11 protein-coding genes, 1 tRNA gene and 4 pseudogenes are annotated in these 18,006 nt (G+C 71.3%); 9 read left to right on the top strand and 7 right to left on the bottom strand.

The annotated features are described in order from the left end of the window. Positions 1–230 precede the first annotated feature (230 nt). Complete coding sequence (locus IE313_RS31020; protein WP_189938120.1) at positions 231–971, top strand: class I SAM-dependent DNA methyltransferase; 741 nt, start codon at positions 231–233, stop codon at positions 969–971. Between the two features lie 48 nt (positions 972–1,019). On the opposite strand, the pseudogene IE313_RS35740 reads toward IE313_RS31020, so the two are convergent. Next, positions 1,020–1,633: pseudogene (locus IE313_RS35740) on the bottom strand (IS5 family transposase); the annotation flags it as partial. Between the two features lie 160 nt (positions 1,634–1,793). Here IE313_RS35740 and IE313_RS31015 point away from each other — a divergent pair. Both IE313_RS31015 and IE313_RS31010 read left to right on the top strand, forming a co-directional pair. After that, positions 1,794–2,386, top strand: a pseudogene (locus tag IE313_RS31015) (DUF4291 domain-containing protein). Between the two features lie 421 nt (positions 2,387–2,807). Beyond that, entirely contained in the window at positions 2,808–3,767 is a 960-nt protein-coding gene (locus IE313_RS31010) for a bacteriocin fulvocin C-related protein (protein WP_189938119.1), read from the top strand. Between the two features lie 818 nt (positions 3,768–4,585). Here the strand turns inward: IE313_RS31010 and IE313_RS31005 are convergent. Further along, positions 4,586–4,678 (bottom strand) — tRNA-Sec (locus IE313_RS31005). 374 nt (positions 4,679–5,052) lie between these two features. On the opposite strand from IE313_RS31005, the gene selD reads away from it, so the two are divergent. Further along, complete coding sequence (gene selD, locus IE313_RS31000) at positions 5,053–6,102, top strand: selenide, water dikinase SelD (protein ID WP_189938118.1); 1,050 nt, start codon at positions 5,053–5,055, stop codon at positions 6,100–6,102. A gap of 214 nt (positions 6,103–6,316) precedes the next feature. Here the strand turns inward: selD and nrfD are convergent, their stop codons facing one another. The 3 genes from nrfD to fdh form a co-directional block, all read right to left on the bottom strand. Beyond that, positions 6,317–7,255, bottom strand: a complete 939-nt coding sequence (gene nrfD, locus IE313_RS30995) for an NrfD/PsrC family molybdoenzyme membrane anchor subunit (protein ID WP_189938117.1) — start codon at positions 7,253–7,255, stop codon at positions 6,317–6,319. Positions 7,256–7,515: 260 nt separating this feature from the next. Next, on the bottom strand, positions 7,516–8,532 hold the full coding sequence (locus IE313_RS30990) for a 4Fe-4S dicluster domain-containing protein (RefSeq protein ID WP_189938116.1): 1,017 nt from the start codon (positions 8,530–8,532) through the stop codon (positions 7,516–7,518). Next, on the bottom strand, positions 8,529–11,828 hold the full coding sequence (gene fdh, locus IE313_RS30985) for a formate dehydrogenase (protein WP_229925105.1): 3,300 nt from the start codon (positions 11,826–11,828) through the stop codon (positions 8,529–8,531). Before fdh ends, IE313_RS30990 begins: the two co-directional genes overlap by 4 nt. Positions 11,829–12,042: 214 nt before the next feature. On the opposite strand from fdh, the gene IE313_RS30975 reads away from it, so the two are divergent. The 3 genes and pseudogenes from IE313_RS30975 to IE313_RS36250 all read left to right on the top strand — a co-directional run. Further along, positions 12,043–12,627: a hypothetical protein gene (locus IE313_RS30975; RefSeq protein ID WP_189938113.1), complete on the top strand. Its 585-nt coding sequence runs from the start codon at positions 12,043–12,045 to the stop codon at positions 12,625–12,627. A gap of 177 nt (positions 12,628–12,804) precedes the next feature. Beyond that, entirely contained in the window at positions 12,805–13,458 is a 654-nt protein-coding gene (locus IE313_RS30970; protein WP_189938111.1) for a DUF4230 domain-containing protein, read from the top strand. A gap of 15 nt (positions 13,459–13,473) precedes the next feature. Continuing rightward, a pseudogene (locus tag IE313_RS36250) lies at positions 13,474–13,745 on the top strand (zinc-binding dehydrogenase); the annotation flags it as partial. Positions 13,746–13,912: 167 nt separating this feature from the next. Here IE313_RS36250 and IE313_RS30965 read toward each other — a convergent pair. Together IE313_RS30965 and IE313_RS36530 are read right to left on the bottom strand one after the other, a co-directional pair. After that, a complete protein-coding gene (locus tag IE313_RS30965; protein ID WP_189938108.1) occupies positions 13,913–14,998 on the bottom strand; it encodes an LLM class flavin-dependent oxidoreductase in 1,086 nt (361 codons plus the stop codon). Positions 14,999–15,367: 369 nt separating this feature from the next. Continuing rightward, positions 15,368–15,493 (bottom strand): putative leader peptide, encoded by a 126-nt coding sequence (locus IE313_RS36530; RefSeq protein ID WP_373317103.1) that lies wholly within the window; start codon positions 15,491–15,493, stop codon positions 15,368–15,370. A gap of 402 nt (positions 15,494–15,895) precedes the next feature. On the opposite strand from IE313_RS36530, the gene IE313_RS30960 reads away from it, so the two are divergent. Beyond that, positions 15,896–17,410: a purple acid phosphatase family protein gene (locus IE313_RS30960; RefSeq protein ID WP_189938106.1), complete on the top strand. Its 1,515-nt coding sequence runs from the start codon at positions 15,896–15,898 to the stop codon at positions 17,408–17,410. Positions 17,411–17,667: 257 nt separating this feature from the next. Beyond that, a pseudogene (locus tag IE313_RS36640) lies at positions 17,668–17,945 on the top strand (alpha/beta hydrolase fold domain-containing protein); the annotation flags it as partial. Positions 17,946–18,006 lie beyond the last annotated feature (61 nt).

Here is an 18,006-nt window from a genome sequence, read left to right as displayed (position 1 = left end):
CTCCCGGACTGATGATCCGGGAGTGTGCGGTGGCTCGGCCGACGCTGTGGGAAATCGACGACGAGCTGTGGGCGGTGCACGCTGCGCCGAGGAGGACGACCGCACCGCTGCCCCGGAGCCGGAGGGTGCCCTGGAAGGTCCGTACCGGCTCGCCTCGAACTGTGAGATCGGGACCAGTGGAAGGTAAATGCGTCGACAGCGCCCCTTAGCACCCGGCAAAGTGGCCGCCCGTGACGAGCAGTGAGCTGTGGACCCGTGCGACCGCCGACCGCTATGACGCCGAGGAGACCGAGATGGCCTCGGCTGCCGTTCTCGGACCGACGCTCGCCTTCCTTTCCGAGCTTGCCGGAGAGGGCCGGGCATTGGAGTTCGCCATCGGGACCGGACGAGTGGGCGTCCCGCTCCGGGAACGCGGCGTGCCGGTAGTGGGCATCGAACTGTCCGAGCACATGGCAGCGGTGCTGCGGCGCAAGATCGACGAGAACGCGCTCCCGGTATTCATCGGGGACATGGCTACCATCGTCGTCCCCGGGGAGTTCACCCTGATCTATCTCGTCTACAACACCATCACGAACCTGCTCAGGCAGGACGAGCAGGTCGAGTGCTTCCGCAACGCCGCACGTCATCTGGAGCCGGGTGGCCGATTTGTCATCGAGCTGGGCGTGCCGCCGCTGCGGCTACTGCCGCCCGGCCAGGTCGCGGTGCCGTTCGACGTCTCTGAGCAGCATCTCGGCTTCGACACCTTCGACCTGGTTGAGCAGGTTCTCGTCTCGCACCATTTCACCCGCGACGGCGACGATGGCCGCTACCGTCGCGGCAACTCCCGGCACCGGTACGCCTGGCCGGCAGAGCTCGATCTGATGGCACGGATCGCTGGGCTTGAGCTGGAACGTCGCGTCGCGGACTGGGACGGGGCGCCGTTCACCCAGGACTCCGCGAAGCACATTTCCGTGTGGCGCAAGCCAACCTGATGTCGGGCTGCTGGGCTGCCAACGTAAGCCGTGCCTGTCCTGAAACCCCTATCGGGAGTTCAGGCGTCGCCACCAGATCAGTGCGCACCCGAGGTGAGGAAGGCGTCGTGGATGTCCTCGAGCATCTCCCAGCGGATCCACAGGCGGCGAAACCAGTGCAGGTGGGAGAATGCTCGCTCAGCGACCCAACGTTGGGCGCCGAGTCCGAGCCATACTCCGTGCCCCGGCGGGCGATTAGCGGTTTCACATCGAGATCCCAGACCAGTCGGCGGTATTTGTCATGGTCGTGGCCGGGGTCCGCGAGCACCACGTCCCGGCGGCGCCGGGGCCGGCCTCGCTTGCCCGCACCGACGACACGGTCTAGAGCAGTGGGATCAGCCGGGTGACATCGTTGCGGTTGCCGCCGGTCAGGGTGGCGGCGAGCGGAATACCGGTGGCGTCGGTGATCATGTGGTGCTTGCCGCCTGTCCTGCCCCGGTCGACGGGGCTTCGTCCGGTCTTGGATCCCTCTTCAGCGCCCGGATGTGGGAGCCGTCGACGGCCGCCCGGGAGAGGTCCAGGGCGTTCGCGGCGCGGAGCCTGGAGAAGAGGGCCCCGTCCAGCCGGGGCCAAACTCCGGCTTCGGTCCACTCGGCCAGGCGGCGCCGGCACCTCATGCCCGAGCCGAAGCCGAGTTCCTGAGTCTCACCGTCGCGCTGACGATGGTGGAGCGCCTATTTCCAGGCGGCTTGTGAGAGTCGTTCCAGCGCGTGGTGCCCCAGCGCCTGTGCGCACGCGGTAATTCGACGGCGCGTACGGAACAGTGCGCCCACCCTGGTCCCCGTGGCAGAGCCAAAATACCGGATTCGAGCCCTGCACGCGGACTCCACGGTCACCGTCTACCAGGCGTACGCGCCGGAGATAGGCGGTGCCGGCGGCCCGGGAGGGCCGTTTTCCGGCGGTGTGGCAGCGGGACCGGATGACATGGTTCAAGCCGTCGTTCCTGTGGATGATGTACCGCTGCGGATGGGGCACCGCAGAAGGACAGGAGACCGTCCTCGCCGTCGAGGTCTCCCGTGACGGCTCGAGTGGGCCCTGGAACACGCTTGTCTGTCCCACTACGAGCACGGGCTCCACGCCGACCGTGCCACGTGGAAGCGCCAATTGAAGCGGGCTCCGGCCCGGGAGCGATAGGACCCGAACGCGACCTGCACCTTCAGCCGCTTGCCCGCCGGTCGCTGGAGCTCGGCCTCGCCGGCGAAGCCGCACGCCTCTACGCCGATGAGTGGACCGCCTCCATCAACGACGCCACATCACTCGCCCACACCATCCACACGCATGTACGAGACGGAGACCTGGACGCCGCACGGCAACCCCTGCCCCGTGAACGTCCCTACCCCGTGAGCGAAGGAGCCCTGGCTCATCTACGCCAATGAGCCCGTTCGCCAATCGAGATGATCTATGAGTGTTGCCCCATGTGTGTCGTGCGGGCTGGTGACGCGTGCCGTCAGCGCGGCGAACCGGACACTCCTGACGGCAGACCGGCATCGCCACCTGAACGTTCGGTAAGCGGGCATGGCAGGGGTGCCCGAAACCGTGCTACAGACCCAACGGACTTCGATCTTGCAAGACCCCTCATGGGAGGGCTGCATCAAATTGCCTGGCGAATATGCGCTTCAGATCTCAGGAGAAACTCTCACCCCGAGGCCAACCTCCTCTCTATCCCTTCGCCGCCTCAGAAGCGGACTCATTCCGCCCTGCACCTTTCCGCTTGGCTCAAACCACTCTTGCTGCTTCCCTTGACCGCCTCGAACATTAGTCAGCAAGATGGCTTCGAGTGATCATTCAGGAGGAACGGTGATCAATTCTTCTCGCGATGCGGAAAAATGGGTCCTGGCTTTCGATGCGTCATGCGACACATGTTCCGCCGTGTCCGCAGTGGTAGCCGATGCGAGCGACGGAAAGCTGGAGATTCTGCCACTGTCCCATCCTCACGTACAGAAGTGGCGCCAGCGCGCCATGGGACCTTCTCCCAAGTGGGCCCCCACCCTGCTACGAACACGCGGCGAGGACGTTCACGCCTGGACTGGACTAGCTCTCTCATTGGCTCTGGCCAGGCGGCTGGGAGTGCGTTCCTCGGTCCGTGTCCTGCGGGCCCTCGGAGAGCTGCGTGAGCAAGTCAATCATGATCCGTCCGAGGCGCGGGGCGCAGGCGTCAATCGCAAGAAGTTTCTCTACTTTCTCGGAGGAACGGCTGCCGCAATAGGGCTGACAGCAACTGGCCAAACTTCTGCCTTCGCTAAGGCGTCGGAGAACTCGAAGGCCCACGCCTGGGTGCAGCAGAACCTCAGTGAGCTTCCTCGAACCTATGAAGAGATTACTCAGTATACAATTCCCTACCGCCGAGCAATCTACCAAGAACTATCGCAGCACGAGCGGTCAGAAGCCTGGTTACAGCATTTCCGAAGGTTCCGTGCCGAGCATCCCGACCTGTCGGCCAAGCAAGAAAGGGTCATCCAGGAGCTGGTCGACGTGACGCCCAAAGTTTTCGCGGAGCCCGGTGTACATACCGCTGAGCTAAGTGATATCACGGAAGCGGCCCGGCGCGCCTTCGGCCCTGAAGAAGCTGCCGCCCTGATGGCACAGCTTGGGCCAGACGACGGACAGTCGATACGCACGGCGAACTGCCAATGCTCAACAGTCAGTGACTACTGCAGCGGTATCCTCTTCTGTGAGGCCATCGGCTGCTACGCAAGTTCGACTGGCTGTGGCAGCCTGTACCAATATCGCTGCGATGGGATCTGCAATTCGTTGTAATGGTCTCGCACCGTCAGTGTGCTGGCCGGGACTGCCAGATGGCACCAGGCGTTCGACCGGATCCTGAGCCGGCCGAACGCCCTGGTTTGTCCTACGCCATTACTTCACATTGCCTTGGAGGCGCCTCGGCAGTCGGAGCTGCGGGCGATCGCCACAGGCATCAAGCTCCCCCTTCGGGCCGTGCAGGAGGCTGCGGCGGCTCAGTTCTTCGGTATGGGATGCGGCTCAAGAGGCCACGCCGGTTCACGATGGACTTGGGCCCTGCCGGGCGGCGGCGCCACTTCTCCGGGTTGTCCCTGTCCCGCTCCCCCGCCTTCTCGGCGCGGACTCATTCCTGTACATCGTCTTGGGTGAGGTTCGCGATCGTTGCGAGCACGGTCCGGCCGGACGGCTCCCGGTGGGTGAGCAGAGACAGGTGCAAGTCCACCTGACGGCGGTAGTCGCTTTGGGTCCGCTGGTCAACCTCCCGGCATTGTCGGCGTATCGGTGCGCCCATTGGACGAGGGACATGTCTCCCCGGGCAGCGTGCTCCTCAATGAAACCGATCCCCTTGCTCCACCCCGGTGGCCACTGGTAGCCGTCGGTCTCCACGAAACCTTTGAACTGGTCGGCGCTGTCACTGTCCCCGAACCGATCGCTCTGCCAATCGCCGTCCTCGCGCCGCTTGTCCTGACAGGTGACGCCGCCGCTCATCTTCGCGAACTCCACGATGCTGACCGTGACGCGGGACGACGACGGAATGCGCGGAAACTGTTCCCAGCGTGTTCCCAGGGATTTTGATCGCCCATTGTCGCGGCAGGTCAGAGCTACGCGCATTGCGGAGACGGACGGGAATCGAACCCGCCTGCCCGAGTTGCTCGGACACCTCGGTTTTGAAGACCGGGAGGGCCACCAGGCACCCTTACGTCTCCCTGCCGGGCCTTGGGAGGGCGAGACCGCCGTCCGGTCCTGACGAGTGTCCATGGAACCCGTGGCACCGGTGGGAGTCAACGCGCCGCGCTGTCGACGCGCAGGTCCCACGCCGTGGGCGGTCCGTCCGACAGACTGCGGACCGGTCCTCCGGCGCGTCCCGAGCCCACCGCCCGGCGCCCCGTGCCCACACCCGCACCCGCACCCGCATCACGAGCCCCCGGCGCCCAACCCCCACCCCCGGCCACCGGCCACCGCCCGCCGCCCGCCGCCCGAACCGAAGGTCCCCCACAGGATCCCGGACAGATCTCCTGCCAGGGCGCGCCGCGGGTCGTTGGGCAGGGCCTCGGACGTACCCCCTGGAAGGAAGACCGCGATGGCAACCGCGACCCGGCAGGAAAGCATCCGGCTGACCCAGTACGCGCACGGCGGAGGGTGCGCCTGCAAGATCCCGCCGGGGGAGCTGGAGGAGGTCGTGGCGGGACTCGCCGCCGCACCCACGGCCACGCCCACACCCACGGCCGGGGTCGGGGCCGGGGCCGGAGACCTGCTCGTCGGTCTGGACAGCGGAGACGACGCCGCGGTGGTACGGCTGCCGGGCGGGCCGGTCGCCCAGGCCGTCGTGGCGACCGCGGACTTCTTCACCCCGGTGGTGGACGACCCGTACGACTGGGGCCGGATCGCCGCCGCCAACGCGCTGTCGGACGTCTACGCCATGGGCGGCTCGCCCGTGGTGGCGGTGAACCTGCTGGCGTGGCCCCGCGAGGTGCTTCCGTTCGAGTTGGCCCGGGAGGTGCTGCGCGGTGGCCTGGAGGTCGCCGTCGAGGCGGGTTGCCCCGTGGCGGGCGGCCACAGCGTCGACGACCCGGAGCCCAAGTACGGCATGGCGGTCACCGGTGTCGCCGATCCGGCGCGGCTGCTGCGCAACGACGCGGGCCGGCCCGGCACCCCGCTGTCGCTGACCAAGCCGCTGGGCCTCGGCGTCCTCAACAACCGGCACAAGGCGACCGGCGAGGTCTTCCCCGCGGCCGTCGCGACCATGGTGGCGCTCAACCGTGACGCGGCGCGGGCCGCCGTGGCGGCGGGTGCGGTCTGCGCGACCGACGTCACCGGGTTCGGCCTGCTGGGCCACCTGTACAAGCTGGCCCGTGCCTCGGGGGTGACCGCCGTGGTCGACGCCTCGGCGGTGCCCTTCCTCGACGGGGCGCGGGAGGCCGTGCGGGACGGCTACGTCAGCGGGGGCACCCGCCGCAACCTCGCATGGGTCGACCCGCACACGGACTTCGGCGGTGCGGACGAGCCGACCCGGCTGCTGCTCGCGGACGCCCAGACCTCCGGCGGGCTGCTGGTCGCCGGGGAGGTGCCCGGAGCCCCGGTGATCGGCGAACTCGTGCCCGCGGGCGAGCATCGGCTGGTCGTCCGCTGACGGAGCACCGCGGCCGCGGGGCCCGTTCACGGTCGACGGCGACCGCGCCACGGGCCGGGCGTCTTCGACGTGAAGGCCCGCCGCGGCCGGGCGCTCTGCGCAACCGCCCCTTCCCTCGTGTCACCGGCCTGCGGAAGCCGCCGCGATGTCCTCCGCAAAAGGGCATCGGCGCGAAGGGAACGGGCGGCTGCGGTGGGAGGCGCGGGGAGGCGCCTCACCGGCCGCTCCGCTCCCCCTCCGCCGCCGCAAGCCGCTCGCGCTGGGGCACCACCACGTACGCCGGGTCCCTGGTGGACGCCACACCCGCTTCGAACACACCGAAGCGCTGCAGGACGCTGCCGGCGAGCAGGGCGAGTCCGGCCACGGCGGCGGCCGGGCGGCTGCGGCGGGCGACGGTGAGCGCGGCGGCCGCGCCGCCCAGCGTGAGGAGCTTGGATGCCTGGCGCAGCCGGTGCGCACGCCCGGTGGTGTACGCCGTGGTCACCAGGCCGGGGCGCCGCTCGATCAGCCGGGAGGCGACGAGTTCGGCCGCGGCCCCCGCCGCACCGAGCCGCCGCGCGGGGCCCGCCTCCGCCACCGGCGCCAGCAGCATCCCGAGGCCGCCGCCGCTGGCGGCCGCGGAGCCGGTGAAGACGAACGGCAGCTCCTTGCGGACATCGTGCCAGGCGGGCGCGGCCGTCTGGGAGAGCAGCACCGCGGTGTAGGAGGCGAGCGCCGGGGCGAGCGCTGCCGCGGCGAGCCCGGCCGGGCGCCCGGCAGCCCGCAGCAGCCTGCCGGGCAGGGTGGCGCGAAGGGCGGCGGGCAGCAGCTCGGCCGTGGCGGCGAGGCCGTGGCCCGGGCTGTAGGCGACGAGGATCCAGGTGCCGACGGACATCGGCGAACTGGGCTTGGCGACCCGCAGCATGTGGTGGAAGCGCTCGGGGCGGCCCAGGTCCGCGATCAGCAGGTAGGTGCTGGCGAGCAGGGCGCCGAGGCCGCCCAGGCGGCACACCCGGCACAGCGCCGGACGCCCTGTCAGGTCCGCGCCGGCGGCGAGCAGGGCGGCGCCCGCCGACAGGCCGCCCGTGAAGAAGTAGGCGGGGACCCGCCACTCCCACACCGGCGGCTTCAGGACGGGCCGGCCGTAGTAGGACCGGAACTCGGCAGGCGGCACGACGGGCCGCTCCCGGCTCCCGTCTCCACCGGACCCACCGGACCCACCGGACCCACGAGACCCACCGGACCCGCGAGACCCACCGGATTCACCGGATTCGACGGATTCGCCGGACCCAAGAAACCCATCGGAGTCCGCACCCGCGCCCGCGCGCACACCTCCGCGCGCACCCCCGCGCCCGGCACCGGAGGCGTGCGCCCGGTGGTCGGCGGCACCCGCGTCGCTCGCCGGCCGCCGCGGCGCCCGGTCGTCGCGCCCCGTCACCGTCCTGCCTCCAGGAAGACCGCCGTAGCAGCGGTCAGCAGGGCCGCGGCGGCCAGGCCCGCGTACCGCCACATCGTGGCCAGGTCCCGGGTGGGCACGACCGGGTCGGGCGGCAGCCCGTACACCTCCGGCTCGTCGAGGAGCAGGAAGAACGCGCCGTCGCCGCCCACGCCGTCACCCGGGTCATGGCCGTACAGCCGGGCCTCGGGCACCCCGGCGCCGTGCAGCTCGGCCACCCGCCGGGCGGCACGCTCGCGCAGCTCGTCCAGCGGTCCGAACTGGATGGAGTCGGTCGGGCAGGCCTGCGCACAGGCCGGCTCCATGGAGCCGCGCAGCCGGTCGTAGCAGAGGGTGCACTTCCAGGCGCGCCCGTCGTCGGGGCGCCGGTCGATGACGCCGTAGGGGCAGCCCGAGACGCAGTAGCCGCAGCCGTTGCAGATGTCCTCCTGGACCACCACCGTGCTGAACTCGGTGCGGAACAGCGCCCCGGTGGGGCAGACGTCGAGGCACCCGGCGTGCGTGCAGTGCTTGCACACGTCGGACGACATCAGCCAGCGGAACTCGGTGCGGCCCTGTGCGCCGGTACCCGCGCCGGGCAGTTCGAAGGAGGGGAAGCCCAGGTGCACGGGGGCGGTGCCCAGGTCGCCCCCGCCGCGCCCGGCGACGGGCAGCGCGCGGGATACCGTCTCGGCCGCGGCTTCGCTGCGCGAAGGACCGGTGGGCAGGTCCGCGAGGCCCGCGTCCTGCCGGCCCAGCGGGCGTTCCTGCTCGACGAAGGCGACGTGCCGCCAGGAGCCGGCGCCGAGCATGCCGGTGTTGTCGAAGGACATGCCGAGGAGGTCGATGCCGTCCTCCGGCACGTTGTTCCATTCCTTGCAGGCCACTTCGCACGCCTTGCAGCCGATGCAGACGGAGGTGTCGGTGAAGAAGCCCATACGGGGCGGGTGGCCCAGGTGGCCGGCGTCCGCGGCGGGGTCCGCCAGCGGCCCGTGGAAGCTGTTCTCGCGGCTCATGAAGGTCCCTCCCACGGGTCGCCCTCTGTGTGGCCGGGACCGTCGTGGCCGCCGGCCGTGACGATGCGGACGCCGGTCCACGGGGTGATCCCGGCACGGCGGCGGTAGTCCTCGACGTAGTCGACGAGGTCCGATCCCCTGGGCCGCCCACCGGGTCGGATGTCGCAGGTCAGCACCTTGCTCTCCTGGATGAACACATTCGGGTCGGCCACCACTCCGATCAGGTCGTTGACCACGTCCCCGGTGGTCAGCCCGACCTGGCCCCAGTGGTAGGGCATCCACACCTGGTGGACGACCCGGCCGTCGATGTGCAGCGGTGCCATCCGGTCGGTGACGACGACCCGGGCCTCCACCGCGGTCCTGCTGGTGATCACATGGGCCCGGCCCAGGTGCGTGAGGCCGCGCTCGGCCGCCAGCTCCGGCGACACCTCCACGAACAGCTCGGGCTGGAGCTCCGCCAGGTAGGGGAGCTGCCTGCTCATGCCGCCCGCGGTGTGGTGCTCGGTGAGCCGGGCCGCGGTGAACACATAGGGGAACACCTCGCCGTGCGCCTCGGGCGGGGCCGGGTTGGACGGGTTGTCCGGACGGCCGTACACCTTCCGCACCGGGCTGGCCTGCTGCCCGTAGAGGAGGTTGCGCACGGGCGACTCGTGCGGTTCGTAGTGGGTGGGCAGCGGTCCGTCCGCCAGTCCGGCCGGGGCGAACAGCCAGCCCTTCCCGTCGGACATCATGATGAAGGCGTCGTCGCCGCGCAGCGCCGCGGGACCCGACGAGCCCGCGGGCGGCACGTGGTCCGGCGGCTTGGTCCGCTCGAAGTCGGGCGTGTCGTGCCCGGTCCACTCGCCGCGCTCCGCGTCCCACCAGACCAGCGCCTTGCGCTCGCTCCAGGGCCGGCCCTGCGGGTCGGCCGAGGCGCGGTTGTAGAGCACACGCCGGTTCATCGGCCAGGTCCAGCCCCACTCGGCGTCGTAGGGGCCCGTGTCGAAGCGGGACTTGCGGCGCCGGGCCTGGTTGACCTCGTCGGCGTACACCCCGCTGTAGATCCAGCAGCCGCAGGCCGTGCTGCCGTCGGCCTTCAGCTCGGTGTAGCCGCCCACGGTGCGGCCGGTGCGCAGGTCGATGCCGTTGATGTGGCGCAGCACGTCCGCGGCGGACGGCTCGCCGTCCTCACTCGCGTAGTCCCAGGCGAGGTCGAGCAGCGGGCGGTCGCGCTCGTCGGTGGAGCCGGCCAGCCTGCGTCTGAGGCGCAGACCGAGCTGGTGGAAGAACCACAGCTCGGAGCGCTGGTCGCCGACGGGCTCGACGGCCTGGTCCCGCCACTGCAGCATGCGCTGGGTCTGGGTGAACGTGCCGGACTTCTCCACGTGCGAGGCGGCGGGGAAGAAGAACACCTCGGTGCGGCACTGCTGGGCGACGATCTCGCCGGTCTCCGTCTCGGGAGCGTCCTTCCAGAACGTGGCGCTCTCGATCATGGTGAGGTCGCGGACGACCAGCCAGTCCAGGTTGGCCATGCCCAGGCGCTGCAGGCGGCCGTGGGCCGAGCCGACGGCGGGGTTCTGGCCGAGCAGGAAGTATCCGAAGACCTTGCCGTCGACCATGTCCATCGCGGTGCGGTAGGTGCCGTGGTCGCCGTCGATCCGCGGCATGTAGTCGAAGCAGTAGTCGTTCTCCTCGGTCGCGTTCTCGCCCCAGTACTCCTTGAGCAGCGAGATGGTGTACGCGTCGGCGTTGCCCCAGAAGCCCTTCTGGCCCGGGCGGCGGACGCCGTCCAGGTAGGCGGCGAGGCTCTCGTGGGTGACGTCCGGCATCGGCAGGTAGCCGGGCAGCAGGTTGAACAGCGTCGGGATGTCCGTGGAGCCCTGGATGCTGGCGTGCCCGCGCAGGGCGAAGACCCCGCCGCCCGGGCGGCCGACGTTGCCCAGCAGCAGTTGGATGATCGATCCGGCCCTGATGTACTGGGCGCCGACGGTGTGCTGGGTCCAGCCGACGGAGTACACCAGCGCGGCGGTCCGCTCCCGGCCCGAGTTCGCCGTCCAGGCGCGGCACACGTCCAGGAAGAGGTCCTGGGGCACCCCGCAGATCCGCTCCACCATCTCGGGGGTGTAGCGGGAGAAGTGCCGCTTGAGCACCTGGTAGACGCACCTGGGGTGCTCCAGGGAGAGGTCGCGGGCGATGCCCTGCGCGCCGCCCTCCATGGGCGGCCCGCCGGAGCCGTGCTGGTAGGGCGCGGCCTGCTCCTTCGCCCGGCCGCCCGGCCGCTCCTCGACGGGTACGCTCTCGTACGCCCAGCTCGAGGCGTCGTAGGAGGCGGTCCGCGGGTCGTAGCCGCTGAACAGGCCGTCCAGGTCCTCGGTGTCCTCGAAGCGCTCGCCGACCAGGCAGGACGCGTTGGTGTACGCCTGCACGTACTCCCTGAAGCTCAGGTCGTTGGTCAGGATGTGGTTGATCACGCCGCCGAGGAAGGCGATGTCGGTGCCGGCGCGCAGCGTCACGTGCTGGTCGGCCAGCGCGCTGGTGCGGGTGAAGCGCGGGTCGATGTGGACGACCCGGGCACCGCGCGCCTTCGCCTCCATCACCCACTGGAACCCGACCGGATGGGCCTCGGCCATGTTCGAGCCCATGATGACGATGAAGTCGGAGTTGACCAGGTCCTGCTGGTAGTCCGTGGCGCCGCCGCGGCCGAACGAGGCTCCCAGACCGGGAACCGTGGCGGAGTGTCAAATGCGTGCCTGGTTCTCCACCTGGAGGGCTCCGAGGGCCGTGAACAACTTCTTGATCAGGTAGTTCTCCTCGTTGTCCAGCGTGGCGCCGCCCAGGCTAGCGATGCCCATGGTGCGCCGCAGGGTGCGCCCCTTGGCATCCCTGTCCTGCCAGCCCTTGCGCCGCGCCTCCAGCACCCGGTCGACGACCATGTCCATGGCCGTGTCCAGGTCGAGGTCCTGCCACCCGGTCCCGTACGGCGGCCGGTACCGCACCTTCTGCACCCGCTGCGGCCCGGTGACGAGCTGCTTGCTCGCGGCGCCCTTGGGGCAGAGCCTGCCGCGTGAGATGGGGCTGTTCGGGTTGCCCTCGATCTGGACGACGTGCTCGTGCGGCTCCTCCCGGACGAAGACGCGCTGCGCGCAGCCCACCGCGCAGTACGGGCAGACGGAGTCCACCACCCGGTCGGCGCGCTCGGTCCTGGGCACGAGTCCGGCCGAGCGCGCGGACTCGGCCGCCTTGCCCCTGCCCAGCGGGTCGGGCCCGGTGAGCTGCCGGTACACGGGCCATGCGCGGATCCACCGTCTGACGCCCATCCGCCTGCTCCTCGGTGCGGTGGCACTTACCTGACCTCGACGGTACCGGGCGGCCCCCCTTCCGCAACCGCGTGGAACCGACCGGCGCACCCTCGAAGACAAAAGTAATATATGGGTCATATGACCAATCGAAGGTGACCGGCCACCCGCCGCACGGGGCTCTTCACCCGTCCCGTCCGTCTCACCCCACCGCTTACGAAGGAGACGACAGGACATGGACATCACGTTCGCCCCTTCCGCCTTCCCGCCCCTGGCCCTGGGCTTCTTCGGCCTGGGCACCGGCTACCTGATCTGGGGTCCCCAGGAACTGGCCGGCTGGCCCAGACGCGACGACCGGGTGGACCGGTCGCTCGGCGTGTGGGGCATCTGGATGCCGGGGCTGTGCCAGTTCGTCGCCGGCGTCATCCTCTTCGTCGGCCTGACGTGGTTCGAGGTCTTCACCCACCCGGTGCTCTACATGGCCGCGCTCGCGTTCTCGGTCTACGGCATCCACTGGTTCGCGATCGGCTGGAACCGCTACCGGGGCAACGACCCGCGCCCCAACGCCGGGCTCTGCGTGGCCTTCATGGTCGTCTCGGCGCTGGGTGCGACGGTGTTCTTCGCGGCCGCGGACTGGCCCGTCGGCCTGGTGTTCCTCGGCCTGTTCGCGGTCTACTTCAGCGAGTTCTTCGTCTCGGTCGGCGTCGGGCTCGCCGAGCGGGCGCTCGGGTTGTTCCGGATCGCGACCGGCCTGTGGCTCATGTACCTGACCTACGCGGTCACGGTCGACTTCGCCCTCGGCTACCACTGGCGCACCTAGGCTCGCGGGCGCCGCCGACGCGCGGGTGCCCGGTGCGGGCGCCGACCGGCTCCGGTCGGCGAGGGCGCTCCGCGACGGGTGCCCGCTCCGCCGGAGCCGGCGCCGCAAGGCGGAAGAACCATGCCTGTACCGTCCGGCCGGGGGAAGGCGCACCCAGAGGGAAGGGGTGACGCTGACATGACACAGAGTAGGCCGTGGCCCTGGTGGGGGAGGCTGATCACCGTTGCGGTGCTGCTGGTCGCCCTGCTGTGGGGGCTGGCGGGTGCGCGGCTGCTGCCCGGCTGGACGGACGTCTTCGGGGAGAGCACGAAGGACCGCTCCGGCCCCGCGGTGCTGCAGTCCCTCCAGGACATGAGCCGGTACCAGGCGGCCACCGGGAACTTCCAGATCGTGATCGACATGGAGAAGGACACCAAGTACCTGCCCGACGCCATCAAGGGCTCACGCACCCTGTACGTGGGAGCCGGCACCGTCGACGCCTATGTCGACCTCGGCGGGCTCGAGGACGGCGACGTGGCCGTGGACGAGAAGCGCACTTCGGCGACCGTCAGGCTGCCGCACGCCGCACTGGCCCGCCCCTCGCTCGATCCCGACCGGTCGTACTCGGTGTCCAAGCAGCGCGGGCTGCTCGACCGGCTCGGCGACGTCTTCCGCGACAATCCCAACAGCGAGCAGGCAGTCCAGAAACTCGCCGTCAAGCACCTGGGCGAGGCCGCGCGGGACAGCCACCTCACCGCCCGGGCCGAGAAGAACACCACCGACATGCTGGAGGGCCTGCTGCGCTCCCTCGGCTTCCGGCAGGTGAGTGTGCGGTACGGCAACGAGCCCTGAGAACAGGGACGAGGTGGCGGGGGCGGCGTCGAGCGGTCGCTCGACGGGCTCCGCCCGGGCGGTCACCTGGTGCGGCGGTCGCCGGGGAGGACGCGGCACTCGCCGCCGGGTACGATGCGGCCGGCATGCGCTTCGGCGGCATCGCGGTCGACCCCGGTCCGGGCGCCCCGCGAGGTCTCGTCCGACTCGCCCGACAGGGCGGGCTCCGGGTCCGCGTGCAGGAGGCGTTCCCGTTCGAGCGCGGCGCCGACGCGCACCGGCTGCTCGACGGCGGTCGCCTCCAGGGCACGTCCTCACCATCCGGTCCCGTCGCGGGGCCCCGCGTGAGCGGGGCCCCGGTGACACGAACGCAAAGCCGAACGCTTCCTCGCCCTCGCCGCCGTCGCTGCGCCCCGCCCGGGGCAGGGGGCAGGGGCAGGTGCCGGACCCGGGGCCCGGCGCCGGCGAAAGCCCGTCAGACCGGCTTCAGACGGGGTTCCCGCTCCCGGAGCCGGCTCAGCAACTGGTCCCCGATCCGGGCGACCTCCGGTTTGTAGGGGGTGTCGGAGAGGATGAAGTGGGTGATGCCGAGTTCGCCGTACTTCCGCAGGGCCCCGGCCACGTCCTCGGGTGAGCCGACCAGCCAGGTCGTCGCCGCGCCTCCGCCGCCGAAGCGTCCGGGAGCGGTGTACAGGCACGAGTCCAGCACCTCGCCGCGCCCCGCGAGGTCGTTCAGGCGCCGCTGCCCGACCGCCCGCCGCCGGCGGTCGTCCAGCATCGGGTCGGCACGGCTCGCCATCCTGGCCACCTTCGCCTCGGCGTCGTGCCACGCCTGCTCGGTCGTGTCACGGACCAGCGTCGTGATCCGCAGACCGAACTCCAGCGGGGCGTGGGCCCGGCCCAGGGTCGCGCTCAGCGCCCTGAGCCGGTCGACCCGCTCGGCCACACCGTCGAGCGGCTCCCCCCAGAACAACTGGACGTCGGCCTCGGTCACCGAGACCCGCTCCGCCGCCGCCGAGGCACCGCCGAAGTAGATCCGCGGGTGCCGGCCGTACTCGGCGCCGTGCGGCCGAGGGCTCAGCGTGGAGCCCTGGACGTCGAAGAACTCCCCCCGGAACGTGACGTCCTCCTCGCTCCACAGCCGGCGCACGAGCTGGAGGAACTCCTTCGTACGGTCGTACCGGCGGGCCGGATCGCTCTGGCCGTCGCCGTAGGCGCCGCCGTTGTCCAGGCCGCTGACGATGTTGAGGAGCAGCCGACCGCCGCTGAGCCGGTCGAGGGTCGCCGCCGCACTCGCGAAGTGCGCCGGCCGCCAGTACCCGGGCCGTACCGCCACCAGCGGCTGGAACGTGGTGGTACGGGCGGCCAGGGCGGTGGCCACGGTGAAGGTGTCCGGGCGGCCCCACCCCGTGCCGATGAGGGCCCCGCCCCAACCGTGCTCCTCCGCCGCGCGGGCGAGTTCGGTGGAGAAGTCGAGGGTGCCCCACCCGTCCCTCGTGTCGTCACCGCGGTGGCCCGGCTCGACCGTGTTGGGGATGTACCAGAGGAATTCCGCACTCATGTCAGGGCTCCGATTCACCGCCGGGCGGGCCGTGCCTGCCCGGCGCGTTGTCTTGCGCGGATATGTGTGGCGGTTCGAACGGCGGTCGAGTGCGCTGGGCCACGGCGGTCGCGGGCGGCGGCGGGGACGCGGTCCTGCCACGGGGCTGCGGCACCGGTGTGCCGCGCCGGTGCGCGGCCGGGGAGCGCAGCACGGAAAGGAGCGCTTCAGGGCCTCGCGGACGGCGGCCGGTGCGGCGGGAAGCCCGCTGTCAGGGACAGGGGGACGCGTCATGCCGCCGCGGCGGCGGCACCGGCCGAGCGGCGCGTGCACGGCTTAGGGCCGGCAGGGGACCGGAACACGGGACGGGCCCGGTTCCGGGAGTACCCGTCAGCCGACGCCGAGGGACCCGGACCGGGTCGTACGGGCAGCGCCGCTGCGCATCGGGCGGCAACAGCGACACAGCGCACTGGCCGACCGCACCAGGTCGACGTGAAGGCGAGCTGTCAGCCGCATCCCCATACGCACATACACAAAGTTAAGGGCCGCGAAGGCTCCTGGCAACGTGCCCCTGGGCGTCGAGGGCCGCCCTCCGCCGTGGACGGCGGCCCCGGGCCCGGCGTCCGGACGGCGCACGGGGCCGCGTCGGCCGGGGCGCGGTGGAGGCCCCGGCGGGGACCTCCACTCATGGCAACCGCCGAACCCGACCGAGACGCTCACTCCGGCCGGCGGCCGGGGCGACCGCGCACACACCCGCCGGGCGCACCCTCGGACGGCCACCGCGTGGCCGTGTCGCACCGGGAGCCGTCGGTGGGGCGAACCCGCCCCCGCTGTGGCCAGTTTTCGCACATGTGGCTGGTTTTCAAAGGACCGGCAGGGTTCACGGCTCGTTCAACGGCGGCGATTACCCCTGATCACATGCCTGGATGTGATGTCACCCGCAGAGAGATCCTGCGCTGGTCGGCGGTTGCTGCCGCGGCCCCCGCAGCCACCGGTTTCGTCTTCGACGGGACGGCCGCGGCCGCCTCCCGCAAGGACGACGTCTCCCCCGCCAACCTCGAACTGGTCACGCTCACCGAGGACCGCGCGATCATCACGTGGTACACCGGCTACACCGGCACCGACGACGGCCTGGGCCGCATGGTGCCGGCCCCCGCCGACGGCGAGGTGCGCTGGGGTACCCACCCCGGCCGGCTCAACCGCGTGGCAACGGGCCTGTCGGACCACACGCCGTACCACTACGTCGAACTCACCGGCCTGGAGCCGGGCCGGACCTACTACTACCAGGCCCGCTCCCAGGGCAAGCCGGTCCCGCCCACGCCCTTCACCCTCATCAGCGGCAACGCCGTCGGCACCTCCTCCTACGGCCTCGACGGACCGGGCCCCTACAGCTTCACCACGCCCCAGCCGCCGCCCGGCAGGCACCTGTTCACCGTCGTGCTCTGCAACGACCTGCACATGGGCGAGACCCAGGCAGGGCTCGTCGGCGGGCAGCCCCAGTACATCGGCATCGAGCAGGAGCCCGGCCTGCCGCCGTACCCCGAGGTGATGCTGGAGTCCCTCGTCGCGGACGCCACCTCCCTGGGCGCCGACTTCCTCCTGGCCGCGGGCGACATCTCCGCCGAGGCCGTACCGGTCGACCTCAGCACGGCCCACCGGATGCTGGGTGCCTTCGGCAGCTACCGCGAGGACTACTTCGTCACCCGGGGAAACCACGACCGGGCGCACCTCGGCGACCCGTACGCGGCGTGCCGGGCGGGGCAGTGGCAGGGCAACGACTGCTTCCAGGACCAGTTCTTCCCCTCGGCCCACGAGCCGACCTACTTCACCCGCACCCTCCAGGGCCTGCGGATCATCGGCATCGACACCTACGACAAGCCCGGCAACGGCGGCGACGCGGGCGGCCTCTCCCCCGAGCAGCTTTCCTGGTTCCGCGGCCAGCTCCACCGCGACCAGGACCAGCCCACGATCGTCTTCGGCCACCACCCCCTGATCGTTCAGGACTCGGCGTTCCCCATCACGGCCGGCAAGAGCCTGGACGCCTCCCAGGCCGCCACGATCCTCGACGACTACTCGCGCATGCCGGGCCTGTTCCTGCACCACGCCGGCCACACCCACCGCAACAAGCGCACCGTCAGCCCGTCGGCGCCCCGGGTGCTGCACCAGGAGATCGCCGCGGGCAAGGAGTACCCGGGCGGGTTCTCGCTGCTGCGCCTGCACAGCGAGGGCTACGCGCTGAACTTCTACAAGAGCCGCAGCGAACTGGCGCGCCGGTGGAGCGAGCGCAGCCGGATGGAGATCCAGGGCGCCTGGCCGCAGTTCGCCCTGGGCGCCGCCGTCTCGGACCGCAACACCATGGCCGAGCGGGACCTTTCGGGCCTGCGCCCCGTGCCCCACCACGGCCACCACCCCCGCAGCCCGCAGCACGCCTGACCCCGCACCCCGCCGGTGCGGACCGGTGGGCGGGGCGGGCCCGGACCGGTGGACGTGGGCGGATCGCGCGGCTGCCCGCCGGGGCGTCGCCCGGGCCTGCGCGCCGACCGGGCCCCGCTCGCCCGGGTGCTGATCCGGGACGGGCGGCCCCCTGGCTCGTCACCCGCCACGACGACCAGCGCGCCGTGCTCTGCGATCCCCGCTTCGGCGCCGATCCGGCCGCGTCCGGTTCTCCCTCGCCCAGCGAGGGCTTCGGGGCCCGCGGCACCGACGAGGTCCCGGCGTCCGCGGCGTCCGCACGCGCCGCGGGCCCGTCCGGCCTGCCTCCGGCCCACATTGCGCCGGTGCCGGCGAGCCCCACCGCGACGCGGACGCGGCCTGCGCCACCCGCATCCGGCAGGCCGGCGGCGACGCCGAACTCCACGTCCGGTCGGGTGCCTTCCACGGCTTCGACCAGACGGCACCCGACGCCGCCGTCTCCCGCGACGCCCGTGAGGCCCGCGTCCGCCGGCTGCGCCGCAGCCTCGCCAGGTGACCCGCGTCAGCGTGCCGCCGCCTTGCTCCCGCCGTGCCCCGAGGACGAGCGGAGCGCACGG

This window comes from Streptomyces sulfonofaciens (assembly GCF_014656295.1).
Lineage (GTDB): Bacteria > Actinomycetota > Actinomycetes > Streptomycetales > Streptomycetaceae > Streptomyces > Streptomyces sulfonofaciens.
The sequence above is the reverse complement of the archived record's forward strand: the minus strand, read 5'-3'. Positions and strand labels throughout refer to the sequence as shown.